Raw genomic sequence first — 12,741 nt, forward strand, 5'->3', positions numbered from 1 at the left:
ATACAGCCCGGCATGGAGTGACGACATGAACACTCTATTTTCACCCGTACAATGGCTGTTCGATACATTGTTCAACTGGTTCGTCGGCTCTCTGGTTGGGACCATAGTCCTTGCCGCGGGTCTGGCGGTGCTTGCCTTTCTGTTCTTCGGGCGGCGCCTCGTTTCGCGCGAGGGGATCATCGGACTGGCCGGGCTGGCGTTGATCGTGGTCGGAGGCGGGGCCCTTTATCGCTGGTTGAACGCCTTCGACGGACCTGGCTTCGTGTTCTACGAAGGCAATGCGGCAACCCAGAGCATGCTCTGTAACCTGGCCGATGTTCCCGCGACGATCTCGCTGAAGAACCACCCTTGCCCGAACGATGAAATCCGCAGTGTCAAACTCTTGAACGTGAAGAAGGGCACGGTGCTACGCGTCTTCGACAATGAAGACGGCAAGCTCGAAGACGATTGGGCCGAGGTCGTCGTTCTCAAGGACGCGGCGGTGCATGTAGTTTCATCGTTCGAGGCCGCCCAGGACGATGGCGTTGTGGCGATCCACTACAGCCGCAACAACGGGCTCGATGGCAAGATCTCGCGGGTGGAGGTCGCGCGGGTCGACGACCCCCGCAGCAACCCGCTCGGATCGACGATCGCGTTCTACGAAGGCGACAACTTCACGCAGAATAAAGTCTGCGAGCTGCGCATCACCGTTCCGATGGAAATCAACTTCAAGAACTCAGCCGAATGCGACAACGACGAGGCGCGATCGGCAGTTCTACGGAACGTTCCGGCGAACGTCCGCATTCGCCTCTACGACGATCCGGATGGGAGCAAGAAGGATGATTGGCTCGACATATCCATATTGAGGCCGGTCCCCGAGCTGCGCCTGGCGACCTTCGAAACCGATATCAATCAACCGACCCACAGGGTTCAATTCCATCGCAACAACGGTCTGCAGGGCAAGGTGTCGCGACTGGAGATCAAGGCGGGCGGCCCCGAACCGCTGGCCGTATTCTACGAAGGAAATGGCGGGACGCAGAACATCGTCTGCACGGTTTCCCTTGAACAGAATCTGCGACGCAAGGTGAGCGATCTGGGGTGCTCGAACGACGAAGCGCGTTCCGTGAGGCTGTATAACCTGCAGAGATCCAAATCCATTCGACTGTTCGACAGTCCCGACTTCGCATCGAGCGACGACTGGACGGAGATACTGGTGAAGCGTCCCTTCACAGTGGAAACCGTTCAATCGTTTGATCGCTTGGCCTCGACAGCAAATGTCTCCGTTCATGCTCACCGCCAGAACGGACTCGACGGGAAGGTGAGCGCCGTCGAAGTAGCCGACGCGCCCCACGAGCCGGTAATCGACCTCTTCGAGGGCAACAATGGCTCGCAGAACCGAGTCTGCACGCTGCCCGGCAGGCAGGCTTCGATCAACTTCAAGAACTCGGGCAGTGCCTGCGCCAACGACGAGGCTCGGTCGCTGGTCCTTCATCGAGTTCCCGTCGGGACGGTCATTCGCGTCTATGACGATCCGGACGGCAAGCGGAGAGACGACTGGAGCGAGATCGAAGTGGTCGAACTGCAGGACTTCATCACCGTGCCGACCTTTCAACGGCCGGTCGATACGGGGCCCTTCAGGTTACGCTATTTCCGCAATAACGGCCTGGACGGCAAAGTCTCGAGACTTGAGATCGGTTCGGCAGCCCGTGCGTCGGGAATACTCTCCCTCTACGAAGGCGCCAACGCCACCCAGAACAAGGTGTGCGACCTCGACGTGCGACCCGGGCGGACTGTTCGACTTCGCGGCAGCGGCGAGTGCGAAAACGACGAGGCTAGATCTGCGGTTCTGACCAATGTTCGGGCCGGCCAGAAAGTCTCCGTTTTCGACAATCCGGATTGCCGGACGGGCGACGACTGGACCGTGATCGAAGTGCTCCGCGACGCTGCTTCTCTCACCATTCGGAGCTTCGAGGAGAATACCGCGAGCGAGGTCGCAAGAGTGACCTACAACAGAAAGAACGGCCTCAACGGGAAGGTGTCGTGTATTAGAACCGAGGATTAACTCAGTTGCCGCCTTCGCGTCAGAGACCGGCCGCCAGCCTCAATCTTGCCTTGATCAGGCCGGGATCGTCCGGGAGCTGGCTGACCATTGCCGTGACGGCGGCGGCAGGCTTCGGCGGCGCCGATGCCTTGGCGCGGCCCAGTGCGGCGTCGGCCACGACGGCGAAGGTCAGGACAGTCGCGGCAATGACGAGATAATCGATCCAGGTCAGGCGGTTACCACGGAACTTGCCTACGGTGGCCGTTGCCTTGCTCTCGGTGCTGTTCTGGCCGTTTTCCACGATTGGCCTCTCGAATCTGGGCTGAAATATCTACGGATAGGAATGATCCTTCATCCCTCCGCATTCCGTCCCAGAAGAGGCTAGACGTAGGCAATTCGGAGAATGTTTGTGGCACCCGGCGTGCCGAAGGGGACCCCCGCGGTAATGACCAGCCGCTCGCCTTCCTTGGCGATTTTTTCCTGGCGGGCGACGCGGACGGCACGCTGCACCATGTCGCCGAAATTATGGGCATCTTCGGTTCGCACGGGATGCACGCCCCAGGTGAGCGTCAGGCGCCGCGCCGTGTCGAGATTGGGTGTCAGACAGAGGATACGCACGTCCGGGCGCTCGCGCGCCGCACGCAGCGTCGTCGAGCCGGTGTTGGTATAGGTAACGATTGCCGCTGCGGAGAGCGTGTGGGCGCATTGCCGTGCGGCGGCACTGATGGCGTCGGCGGTGGTGGCCTCGGGCTCGTGGCGGCTCGCATCCATCAGGCGGCGATAGAGGGGATCGGCTTCGACGCTCTTCAGGATGCGATCCATGATCGTGACCGCCTCGACCGGATAGTCGCCCGAGGCCGACTCGGCGGAGAGCATCACGGCGTCGGTGCCGTCATAGACTGCCGTTGCCACGTCGGAGACTTCGGCGCGCGTCGGCGTCGGCGAATGGACCATAGAGTCGAGCATCTGCGTCGCCACGATCGCGGGGCGGCCGGCGACGCGGCAGGCGGCGAGGATGCGCTTCTGCAGCGGCGGCACGGCTTCGGGCGGCATTTCCACGCCGAGATCGCCGCGCGCCACCATGATGCCGTCGCTCTGCTCGATGATCTCGTCGAGATGCTCGATCGCCTGCGGCTTTTCCAGCTTGGCCATGACGGCGGCACGGCCGGCGACGAGCTTCTTCAGTTCGGCGATATCGTGTGCGCGCTGGACGAAAGACAGGGCGACCCAATCGACTCCCAGCGACAGGCCGAAGGTCAGATCCTTGTGGTCCTTCGGCGTCATCGGCGAGACCGGCAGGATCAGGTTGGGCAGGTTGACGCCCTTACGATCGCTGATCGGGCCTGCGACCTCCACTTCGGCGTCGATGGTGTCGGCATCGTGTGCGACGATGCGCAGCCGGACCTTGCCATCGTCGACCAGCAGCACGCCACCGGGCTGGGCAGCTTTGAAGATCTCCGGATGCAGCAGCGGGATGCGCTTGGCCGTACCCGGCGCAGGGTCCATGTCGAAGCGCAGCTTTTGGCCCTTCTTCAAGGCCATCGGTCCCTTGGCGAAAGTACCGAGGCGGAGCTTGGGACCCTGCAAATCCATCAGGATGGCGATCGGGTACTTGAATTCTTTCTCAAGGGCCCGCAGTTGATCGACCCGCTGCCGATGATCTTCCGGCTGACCGTGGCTGAAGTTCAGGCGAAAGACGTCGGCGCCAGCTTCGAACAGCGTACGCAGACGTTCGAGGCTCGACGTAGCGGGGCCGAGCGTGGCGACGATCTTGGTAAAGCGATCCCGATGCATGGTCCCAGTCTACTTCTTTGGCGACGACACTTTGAAGTCGCCTGCTTGTTCGTAGACCTTGACGACGGCGGCGTCATCCAGCTTGCCCCAGCCCGCGCCCGCAGCGGCGATAAAAAGCTGATGTGCCGCAGCGGCGAGCGGTAGCGGCAGGCGCAACTCGTGCCCTGTATCGAGGACGAGGCCAAGGTCCTTCACGAAAATCTCGACCGCCGAGAGCGGAGAATAGTCGTCGTCCAGCATGTGCGGCACCCGATTGCCGAACATCCAGGAATTGCCGGCGCTGGATGAAATCACGTCGTAGACGGCGCGCGTGTCGGCGCCTGCCTTGGCCGCCAGCGCCATCGCCTCGGCGGCCGTGGCGATGTGCACGCCCGCCAGGAGTTGATTCACAGTCTTTACCAGCGAGCCGATGCCGGCCTTGTCGCCGAGGCGAAAGACTTTGGCGGAGGTCGCCGCCAGGATCGATTCCGCTGCAGCAAAAGCCCTGGCATTGCCCGACGACATGAAGGTGAGCTCGCCCGACTCCGCCCGCGCGCGGCCACCGGACATCGGCGCATCCAGAAGGTCGTGGCCACTTGTTGCGAGACGCTCGTCGAGCTTGCGAATGAAGGCCGCGGGGCAGGTGGCGCATTGCATGACGACGCCACCCTTGCGCAGGGCCGTCACGGCACCGCCCTCACCATAGAGCACGGACTCGACTTGCTGGGCATTCACGACGGCCACGATGACGACATCGGCCTGCATCGCGGCCTCGGCAGGCGTGCTCGCAAGACTGCCGCCGGCAGCGGCGAAGGCATCGCGGGCGGCGGCACTTGGATCGACGCCGATCACCTTGTGTCCGTGCTTCAGCAGGTTCTTGGCCATGCCAAGGCCCATCGAACCCAGGCCCACGAAGGCAACGACGGGAGTGTTCTTGTCCGCCATGGGTCAGGCCTTGATGCCGTACTTGGCGGCCCAGCCGAGTCCGGCGCCGGTGGTCGTCTTGGGCTTGTACTCCAGGCCGACATAGCCCTCGTAACCCAGCCGATCGAGGACATCGAGCAGATAGAGGTGGTTCACTTCGCCGATGTCGGGTTCGTTGCGGTCGGGGTTGCCGGCGATCTGCACGTGCGAGGTGATCGGGAACAGTCGCTCCATCCGCTTCTGCAGATCTCCTTCCGTCACCTGCAGGTGATAGAGATCGAGCTGCAGGCGAAGGTGCGGCGCGCCGACCTCGTCGATGATCGCCTTCACCTGGTCCGTGGTATTCGTGAAGTAGCCCGGAATGTCGCGATGGTTGATTGGCTCCAGGACGATCGTGATGCCGCTCTTGGCCGTGCGGTCGCAGACCTTCTTCAGGTTCGACACGAAGGTGCGGTGCATCGCCTTCGTATCCGCATCAGGGGCGATCATGCCGGACATGACGTGCAGGGTCCGGCATTCCAGCACCTGCGCATAATTCAGCGCCTTCTCGAGTGCGGCAGCAAATTCGGCTTCGCGGCCGGGCAGGGCGGCCAGCCCGCGCTCGCCCTTGCTGGCATCGCCCGGCGGCAGGTTGAACAGCGCCTGCGTGAGCTTGTGCTTCTTGAGTTCCGCCGCAATGTCGGCGGCCGGCGCTTCGTAGGGAAAGAGGATTTCGACGGCCTTGAAGCCATGCGCCGCGGCAGCGCCGAAGCGCTCCAGGAACGGGACCTCCTGGTAGATCCACGAGAGATTGGCGGCGAGCTTGGGCATTCTTGATGGTCCGATCAGGAGGGAAAGGCTTCTTCGACGTCGCGCACCTGGGCGTCCGAAAGGGTCCGCACCTTGAAGCCCTGCAGCAGCAGGTGAAGCTTCGCCGTCTCCTCGAGCTCTTCTATCGCGGCAGAGGCGGCCGACAGCGAGGTCCCGGCGACGACCGGCCCGTGATTGGCCAGAAGAACGGCGCGATGGCCCTTGGCGTAGTCGCGGATGGCGTCGGCGAGCTTGGGATCGCCCGGCTTGAAGTAGGGCACCAGCGGCAGCTTGCCAACCCGCATCACGAAGTAGGGCGTGATGGGCGGCAGTGTGGTGTCCTGGTTGTGGTGACACGAGGGATCGAGACAGGAGATCGCCACCGCATGCGTGCAATGAAGATGCACGATGGCGCCGTCCTTGGGACGTACGTCGTAAACCGAACGATGGAGCAAGGCTTCCTTGGTCGGCGGATCGCCGCCGACATGCTTGCCCGACAGGTCGAGCTTGGAAAGCTGCCCGGGTTCGAGCTCGCCGAGCGAGGAGTTGGTCGGCGTCATCAGCCAGCCGTCGGCCACGCGAGCGCTGATGTTGCCCGACGTGCCGGGGCAGAAACCGCGGGCGGCGAGTTTGGCGCCCAACGCACAAATGGCGTCGCGCATCTTGGTTTCAGCAGTGCTCATAGGCGCTCGAAGGCTTTGGTGAAGAAATCGGGGGCGCCGAAGTTGCCGGACTTCAACGCCAGCAGCATCGGCTTCTTGGCAATCGATGCCGTCCAGGGCACGCCGGGATCGATCTCGGGGCCGATCCGCAGCGCCGTGATGTCCAGGGCGCCGACCACGGCGCCCGAGGTCTCTCCGCCTGCGACGACCATCCGGCCGACTCCGGCCTCGACGAGACCGCGCGCCAGCGCCGCCATCGTCTTCTCGATCGCGAGGCTCGATTTCTCGATGCCGTACTTGGCTTGCAGTGCCTTCACGGATTCGGGCTTGTCGCTGGCCGAGAGCAGGATCGGCCCGTTGCCGAGCTTGCCCTTGGCCCAGGCAAGCGCCCTGGCGGCCACATCCTCGCCACGGCAGATCGCATCGGTGTCGAGGGCCAGATGTGCACCCTTGAAGGCCGCTATTTGGCCCAGCGTCGCGGCCGAGCAGGAGCCTGCGAGGACCGCGGCGGCGCCCGCAACATTAGGCAGGGCATCGGCGCCGGCCTTGTGGGGCAGCAGGCCGCGACGGCGATAGGCGGCGGGCAGGCCGAGCGCCACGCCCGAGCCGCCTGTCACCAGCACGTCGTCGCCGATGGCTTCGCCGATGATGCCGAGATCCGTATCGGCCACGGCATCGACCACGACGTGGCGCACGCCGTCGGCAGCGAGCTTGTCGAGCGCGGCCCGGAGGCTCGCGGAACCCGCCTGCACCTGCTTCAGCGGCGTCAGCCCGACCTTGTGCTTGGTCTGGCGCGCCAGCACCCGCACCAGGCTGGCATCCGTCATCGGGGTCAGAGGATGGTGCCGCATGTGCGAGTCCGACAGCAGCACTTCACCGACGAAGAGGTGGCCGAAGAAGATGGTTCGGTTGTTCTCGGGGAAAGCGGGGCAGTAGATCGCCTGCTTGGCCTGGAGCGCATCGAGCAGTGCATCGCCCACCGGGCCGATATTGCCGGCATCGGTCGAGTCGAAGGTCGAGCAGTATTTGAAGAAGAAGCGGACACAGCCCGCCGCCTGCAATGCCTTCAGCGCATCGAGCGACTGGGACACCGCTTCCTGTGCCGGGATGGAGCGTGTTTTGAGCGCGACGACCACGGCGTCGACGTCGTCGGGGATCGTACCCTTAGACGGAACGCCGATAGTCTGAATGGTACGCATGCCGCCTTTGACCAGCATGCCCGCAATGTCGGTCGCGCCGGTGAAGTCGTCGGCGATCACTCCAAGAATAGCCATAGCCTGACGTTAGGCGATGATCGTTACCGGCATCCAGAACTTTCGACGCCGTGCGCGCCGTCTGTCTTCATCCTCGCCGTCGTAGTGGTGCAATGGCGGGGCCGGATCGAATGTATCGCGAGTATCGAGTGAATTTACATTTACGATACCGATGGCCTTGCCGCCGTCGGGCATGGCAGCGCCAACATAGGCACCGCACCTCGCGCACAATAGGTAGTCCGTGATGCCGAGCCCGAAGCGATAGCGTGACAGTGCCCCCGGCGCGGCCTGGAACTCGACGGATCCTTCGGGGTCTCCCATCGTGCGCGCACCGTGGCGGCGGCAGAAGCTGCAGGCGCAGCGGCCAACCCGCATTTCCTCGGGCTTCTTGGCCGAGGTCAGAGTGATCTTCACAGCACCGCAGTGGCAGGATCCGGGATATGTCGTCATGGTGTGACCAAGGTGACTCTGAAATCATTGACGTTGGTGCGGGTGGGGCCGGTGACGACACTGTCACCTAACAGGCCGAAGAAGCCGTGGCCGTCATTGTCGTCGAGCATGGTCTGCGGATCACGGCCCTTGGCGCGCGCGCGAGCCAGCGTGTCGGGCGCGAAGATCGCACCGGCGATATCTTCTGCGCCGTCGACACCGTCGGTGTCCGCGGCGAGGCCCCAGATGCCGGGCGTGCCGTTCGCGGCAATGGCCTCGGCCATCAGATATTCGACATTGCGCCCGCCGCGACCCTTGCCGCGGATCGTCACCGTGGTTTCGCCGCCGGACAGGATCACGACCGGCTTGTCGCCACGCTTCAGGAGATCGAGCGCCTGACGTGCGTGCGTGGCGCCGAGTTCGCGCGCTTCGCCTTCGAGATTGTCGCCCAGCATGACCACTTCGCAGCCCTGCTGACGGGCGACGGTTGCAGCGGCTTCGAGCGAGCGCTTCGGCGTGGCAACCATGATCGTTTCGACGTTAGCCAGTCGTGGATCGCCGGGCTTGGGTGTTTCCTCGACCGTGCCGGAAGCGCCGGCCTTCAGGTGGGCGAGGACCGGAGCGGGCGGATCGAGGCGGTATTTAGCGAGGACGGCCAGTGCATCGGCAAAGCTCGTCTTGTCGGCAACCGTAGGGCCTGAGCCGATCACGCCGGGATCGTCGTTGGGCACGTCGGAGATCAGCCACGACAGCACATGTGCGGGCTGCGCGGCAACGGCGAGCCGTCCGCCCTTGATCATCGAGAGGTGCTTTCGCACCGTGTTCATCTCGACGATGTTGGCGCCCGACTTCAGGAGCGCGCGGTTGACTTCCTGTTTGTCTTCCAGGGTGAGGCCGGGTGCCGGCAGTGAAAGCAACGCCGATGCGCCGCCGGAAATGAGGCAAAGTACGAGATCGTCCGCACGGAGCCCTTGCACGCGCTCGAGGATGCGGCGGGCCGCCTCTCGTCCCTTGGCATCGGGCACCGGGTGCGAAGCTTCGACGATCTCGATACGCTTGCAGGCCTCGCCATAGCCATAGCGCGTCACCACAAGCCCTTCGAGCGGGTGGGGCCACTGGTCCTCGACCGCCTTGGCCATGGCGGCGCTCGCCTTGCCGGCGCCGATGACGACAGTCTTCCCCTTTGGTGGCTGCAGCTTGGCGATGAAGGGGGCCAGACAGGTTTCGGGTCGCGCGACGTCCAGGGCGGCGTCGAACATGGTGCGCAGCAAGGCGCGGGCGTCGGCATCTTTCATTTGTGCAATCTTCGCACTATAGGGGCTCGATGCAACAACTGCTGGGGCCCGGCGATCCGCCGCCCTTTTCCGTCGTGAACGAAAGGGGCAAGGCACCGCTGCTGTTGCTCTGTGATCATGCCAGCAAGGCGGTTCCGAAAGCGCTGGGCTCGCTCGGCATTTCGGAGGTCGAGCTGTCGCGCCATATCGGCTGGGACATCGGCGGCCTCGATGCGGCGATCGCACTGTCCGCCGCGCTCGATGCGCCACTGGTCGCGTCGGGCTATTCGCGGCTGGTGATCGACTGCAACCGCTGGCCGGGTGGTGAAGGCTCGACGCCCGAGGTCAGCGACGGAACCGTCGTGCCGGCCAACCAGGGGCTCACTCGGGAGCAGGTCGATGCCCGGGCGGAGGCCTGCTTCTGGCCCTATCACCGGGAGGTCGATCGCGTGCTCGACGCCATGACGGCTGGCGGCCGCCAGGTCTGCCTGCTGGTCGTGCATTCCTTCACGCCGGTCATGAAAGGCTTCGTGCGGCCCTGGCATGTCGGTGTGCTGTGGAACGACGATCCGCGCCTGCCGGAGCCGCTGCTGACCGAACTACGGCGGGACCCCGAACTGGTCGTCGGCGACAACGAACCTTACTCGGCGCGTGCCTCCTACGAATACACGCTGACGGCGCATGCGCGATCCCGAGCTGTTCCGCATTGTTCGCTGGAAGTGCGTCAGGACCTCATGGCCACGCCGGATGATGCCCGCACCTGGGGCCAGCGGCTGGCGCCGGCGATCCGCTCGGCAGTTGGGCGGGCCCTGTCGTGACGTGCGCATCCTCGCCTCAGGCAATCCTGCCGGCCTCGCCCTGGCCGACTGGTTTATGCGGCGGGCTGCGCCTATATCCTCGGACGAAGCTTTGATCTTCGTGGTTCCAGGAGACGATCATGGACGACAAGACCCGTACCGAACTCGAGGCCGCCGCCTTCCGACGCCTGGTGTCGCACCTGCAGGAACGTACCGACGTCCAGAACATCGACCTGATGAATCTGGCCGGATTCTGCCGCAACTGCCTGTCGCGCTGGTACCGCGAGGAGGCGGGCTCCCGCGGCATCGAGATCGCCGACCCCAAGGCCCGCGAGATCGTTTACGGCATGCCCTATGAAGAATGGAAGGCCAAGCACCAGAAGGAAGCTTCAAGCGACCAGAAAAAGGCCTTCGACAAGGCCGGGCACAAGCATTCCTAGCCCTCGCGTGGCCAAGTCCACGTTATCCCCATCATTCATCGCCCGAGAGTCGTTGAGTCGACATAGTCGCCGCTCCTATGGTCCGGCCGTCGGGATCAAGGAGTTGCGGACATGCCGGACGGAAGCGCCGTTTCCAAGAAGACCAAGGCCGGGCCGGTTTCGGCAGACCGGCTGAAAAGCTTCGTCGAACGCATCGAAAAGCTCGAAGAAGAGCGCCGCGCCATCGGCGGTGACGTCAAGGACGTCTACAGCGAGGCCAAGGGCGTGGGCTACGACGTGAAGACGATCCGCAAGATCGTGTCGATGCGCCGTATGGATGCCGCCGACCGCGCCGAGGAGGAGACCCTGCTCGACGTCTACAAGCACGCTCTGGGCATGGTCTGATTTTTGGCGTGTTTGGGCTCGGGTTCCCCGGGCCCGGTTCAGTACCAGATGTTCATCGGCAGGCCGTAGCGGTCGCGTAGCCGTTTCGGGCCAAGGCGTGTGGCGGTCCCCGCGGCGATCAGGGTCGCCGTCCGGCAGACGGCCATGGCGTCCAGCACGTCGTCGCGGGCTGCCCCCGATACCGTTTGTGGTTTCCATTTGAAACCGTGCTTCGCCAGGAGGTCGAGTCGCTCGGCGAAGCCGTCCGGCTGCCGCTTCTTGCTCAGCACGGGCTTGTCGCCGTTCATGCGTGTGAAGGCGAGCTCGGGATGCGCCTCGTAGACGACGCGTCGAAGCCTGGCGCTGCCGCGCAGCAGCCCGTCGACCTCGCGCATCTTGGGAAAGAGATGGAACGTCTGCCGGTTGATGCCCAGGCCCAGCTTGCGGCTGGCCGCATTGGCGTCGGCGTGGGTCGTGCAGGCGAGCGCCGGGCGGCAGGGGGTGGGGAACACCGAGCTGGCCTTGCCCGGCATCAGGGCGCGCGCCTCGGCTTCACAGGCCCGGCCGGGGCGGGGCGTGTCGGTGAGGCCGATCGGCATGTCGACCGCCAAAATGGAAAGGCCCTCGCAAGCGTCTGCGAGGGCCTTCACAACTCTTATGTCCAGAGTGCCGTCGAGATCGCGCCGACAGACGACCCAGCCGGCGCGGCAGCCGTCGGCGCCCCCGACGATCAACGGACCGCTACCACGCGGCCATCTTGGCCTTGAGATTGCCGTCGAGCGTCGCGAGGAATTCCTCGGTAGTCAGGTAGGGCTGGCTCTTGTCGATGAGGATCGCGAGATCCTTGGTCATCTTCCCGCTCTCGACGGCCTCGACGCAGACCTTCTCGAGCGCGTCTGCGAACTTCACCACCTCGGGCGTGGCGTCGAACGTGCCGCGATACTTGAGACCCTGCGTCCAGGCGAAGATCGAGGCGATCGGGTTGGTCGAGGTCGGCTTGCCCTTCTGGTGTTCGCGATAGTGGCGGGTCACCGTGCCGTGCGCGGCCTCGGCCTCGACGGTCTTGCCGTCCGGCGTCATCAGCACGGAGGTCATCAGGCCGAGCGAGCCGAAGCCCTGGGCCACCGTGTCGGACTGGACGTCGCCGTCGTAGTTCTTGCAGGCCCACACGAATTCGCCGTGCCACTTCAGGGCCGAGGCGACCATGTCGTCGATCAGGCGGTGTTCGTAGGTGATGTTCTTCGCCTTGAACTTGTCGGCGAACTCCTTGTCGAAGACCTCCTGGAACAGGTCCTTGAAGCGGCCGTCGTAGCGCTTGAGGATGGTGTTCTTGGTCGAGAGGTACACTGGCCAGCCGCGCATCAGGCCGTAGTTGAACGAGCTGCGCGCGAAACCGACGATCGACTCGTCGAGATTGTACATGGTCATGGCGACGCCGCCGGCCGGGAAGTCGAACACGTTGTGCTCGATCACCTTGCCGTCCTCGCCCTCGAAGCGGACGGTCAGCTTGCCCTTGCCCGGCACCACGAAGTCGGTGGCGCGATACTGGTCGCCGAAGGCATGGCGGCCGATGACGATCGGGTGGGTCCAGCCGGGCACCAGGCGCGGCACGTTCTTGCAGACGATGGGCTCGCGGAAGATGGTGCCGCCGATGATGTTGCGGATCGTCCCGTTGGGCGACCGCCACATTTCCTTGAGATTGAACTCCTTCACGCGCGCCTCGTCCGGCGTGATGGTCGCGCACTTCACGGCGACGCCGTACTTCTTGGTAGCCTCGGCCGCGTCGACCGTGACCTGATCGCTGGTCTTGTCGCGATGTTCGATGCCGAGGTCGTAGTACTTCAGGTCGATGTCGAGGTAGGGGAGGATCAGCTTTTCCTTGATGAATGCCCAAATGATGCGGGTCATCTCGTCGCCGTCCATATCGACGACCGGGTTCTTCACCTTGATCTTCGGCATGTTGCGATCCTCTCAGTCAACGCGCGCGGGAATTAGAAAGCCGCCCCGGTCGCCCGGG

The 12,741-nt window shown here is 64.1% G+C and carries 14 protein-coding genes; 4 read left to right on the plus strand and 10 right to left on the minus strand.

The genetic code is table 11. The features are described from left to right. The first annotated feature begins 25 nt into the window (after positions 1–25). Positions 26–2,041, plus strand: a complete 2,016-nt coding sequence (locus tag BN60_RS28670; protein WP_020695343.1) for a hypothetical protein — start codon at positions 26–28, stop codon at positions 2,039–2,041. Positions 2,042–2,060: 19 nt separating this feature from the next. Here the strand turns inward: BN60_RS28670 and BN60_RS07245 are convergent, their stop codons facing one another. The 8 genes from BN60_RS07245 to BN60_RS07280 all read right to left on the minus strand — a co-directional run bounded on the left by BN60_RS07245 (position 2,061) and on the right by BN60_RS07280 (position 9,145). Next, complete coding sequence (locus BN60_RS07245; protein ID WP_020695344.1) at positions 2,061–2,321, minus strand: hypothetical protein; 261 nt, start codon at positions 2,319–2,321, stop codon at positions 2,061–2,063. Positions 2,322–2,401: 80 nt separating this feature from the next. Beyond that, positions 2,402–3,814, minus strand: coding sequence for a pyruvate kinase (gene pyk, locus BN60_RS07250; protein WP_020695345.1), 1,413 nt, complete (start codon positions 3,812–3,814; stop codon positions 2,402–2,404). Positions 3,815–3,823: 9 nt separating this feature from the next. Further along, positions 3,824–4,738, minus strand: a complete 915-nt coding sequence (gene ltnD, locus BN60_RS07255; protein ID WP_020695346.1) for an L-threonate dehydrogenase — start codon at positions 4,736–4,738, stop codon at positions 3,824–3,826. Between the two features lie 3 nt (positions 4,739–4,741). Beyond that, positions 4,742–5,527 (minus strand): 2-oxo-tetronate isomerase, encoded by a 786-nt coding sequence (otnI, locus tag BN60_RS07260; RefSeq protein ID WP_020695347.1) that lies wholly within the window; start codon positions 5,525–5,527, stop codon positions 4,742–4,744. 14 nt (positions 5,528–5,541) lie between these two features. Then, a complete protein-coding gene (otnC, locus tag BN60_RS07265) occupies positions 5,542–6,189 on the minus strand; it encodes a 3-oxo-tetronate 4-phosphate decarboxylase (RefSeq protein ID WP_043283717.1) in 648 nt (215 codons plus the stop codon). Continuing rightward, positions 6,186–7,442: a 3-oxo-tetronate kinase gene (gene otnK / locus BN60_RS07270; protein WP_043283718.1), complete on the minus strand. Its 1,257-nt coding sequence runs from the start codon at positions 7,440–7,442 to the stop codon at positions 6,186–6,188. The genes otnC and otnK overlap by 4 nt, the downstream gene beginning before the upstream one ends. A gap of 9 nt (positions 7,443–7,451) precedes the next feature. Then, a complete protein-coding gene (locus tag BN60_RS07275) occupies positions 7,452–7,871 on the minus strand; it encodes a GFA family protein (protein ID WP_043283719.1) in 420 nt (139 codons plus the stop codon). Beyond that, positions 7,868–9,145 (minus strand): glycerate kinase type-2 family protein, encoded by a 1,278-nt coding sequence (locus tag BN60_RS07280; protein ID WP_020695351.1) that lies wholly within the window; start codon positions 9,143–9,145, stop codon positions 7,868–7,870. Before BN60_RS07280 ends, BN60_RS07275 begins: the two co-directional genes overlap by 4 nt. A gap of 29 nt (positions 9,146–9,174) precedes the next feature. Here BN60_RS07280 and BN60_RS07285 point away from each other — a divergent pair, with 29 nt between their 5' ends. The 3 genes from BN60_RS07285 (at position 9,175) to BN60_RS07295 (ending at position 10,745) form a co-directional block, all read left to right on the plus strand. Further along, positions 9,175–9,942: an N-formylglutamate amidohydrolase gene (locus BN60_RS07285; protein WP_020695352.1), complete on the plus strand. Its 768-nt coding sequence runs from the start codon at positions 9,175–9,177 to the stop codon at positions 9,940–9,942. Positions 9,943–10,061: 119 nt separating this feature from the next. Then, the gene (locus BN60_RS07290; RefSeq protein WP_020695353.1) at positions 10,062–10,361 is read left to right on the plus strand and encodes a DUF1244 domain-containing protein; all 300 of its coding nucleotides are present in this window, start codon (positions 10,062–10,064) and stop codon (positions 10,359–10,361) included. Positions 10,362–10,472: 111 nt separating this feature from the next. Then, a complete protein-coding gene (locus BN60_RS07295; protein ID WP_020695354.1) occupies positions 10,473–10,745 on the plus strand; it encodes a DUF2312 domain-containing protein in 273 nt (90 codons plus the stop codon). A 38-nt stretch (positions 10,746–10,783) separates the two neighbouring features. Here BN60_RS07295 and BN60_RS07300 read toward each other — a convergent pair whose 3' ends face one another. Next, on the minus strand, positions 10,784–11,458 hold the full coding sequence (locus BN60_RS07300; protein ID WP_020695355.1) for a DUF429 domain-containing protein: 675 nt from the start codon (positions 11,456–11,458) through the stop codon (positions 10,784–10,786). A 7-nt stretch (positions 11,459–11,465) separates the two neighbouring features. Beyond that, positions 11,466–12,683 (minus strand): NADP-dependent isocitrate dehydrogenase, encoded by a 1,218-nt coding sequence (locus BN60_RS07305; protein ID WP_020695356.1) that lies wholly within the window; start codon positions 12,681–12,683, stop codon positions 11,466–11,468. Positions 12,684–12,741 lie beyond the last annotated feature (58 nt).

Origin of the sequence: Reyranella massiliensis 521, assembly GCF_000312425.1 — a bacterium.
GTDB lineage: Bacteria > Pseudomonadota > Alphaproteobacteria > Reyranellales > Reyranellaceae > Reyranella > Reyranella massiliensis.

Coding starts and splice junctions, on each gene's coding strand:
- pyk (WP_020695345.1), bottom strand. CDS start 3,814: ATGCATCGGGATCGCTTTACCAAGATCGTCGCCACGCTCGGCCCCGCT.
- BN60_RS07290 (WP_020695353.1), top strand. CDS start 10,062: ATGGACGACAAGACCCGTACCGAACTCGAGGCCGCCGCCTTCCGACGC.
- BN60_RS07280 (WP_020695351.1), bottom strand. CDS start 9,145: ATGAAAGATGCCGACGCCCGCGCCTTGCTGCGCACCATGTTCGACGCC.
- BN60_RS07295 (WP_020695354.1), top strand. CDS start 10,473: ATGCCGGACGGAAGCGCCGTTTCCAAGAAGACCAAGGCCGGGCCGGTT.
- BN60_RS07275 (WP_043283719.1), bottom strand. CDS start 7,871: ATGACGACATATCCCGGATCCTGCCACTGCGGTGCTGTGAAGATCACT.
- BN60_RS28670 (WP_020695343.1), top strand. CDS start 26: ATGAACACTCTATTTTCACCCGTACAATGGCTGTTCGATACATTGTTC.
- otnI (WP_020695347.1), bottom strand. CDS start 5,527: ATGCCCAAGCTCGCCGCCAATCTCTCGTGGATCTACCAGGAGGTCCCG.
- otnK (WP_043283718.1), bottom strand. CDS start 7,442: ATGGCTATTCTTGGAGTGATCGCCGACGACTTCACCGGCGCGACCGAC.
- ltnD (WP_020695346.1), bottom strand. CDS start 4,738: ATGGCGGACAAGAACACTCCCGTCGTTGCCTTCGTGGGCCTGGGTTCG.
- otnC (WP_043283717.1), bottom strand. CDS start 6,189: ATGAGCACTGCTGAAACCAAGATGCGCGACGCCATTTGTGCGTTGGGC.
- BN60_RS07285 (WP_020695352.1), top strand. CDS start 9,175: ATGCAACAACTGCTGGGGCCCGGCGATCCGCCGCCCTTTTCCGTCGTG.
- BN60_RS07305 (WP_020695356.1), bottom strand. CDS start 12,683: ATGCCGAAGATCAAGGTGAAGAACCCGGTCGTCGATATGGACGGCGAC.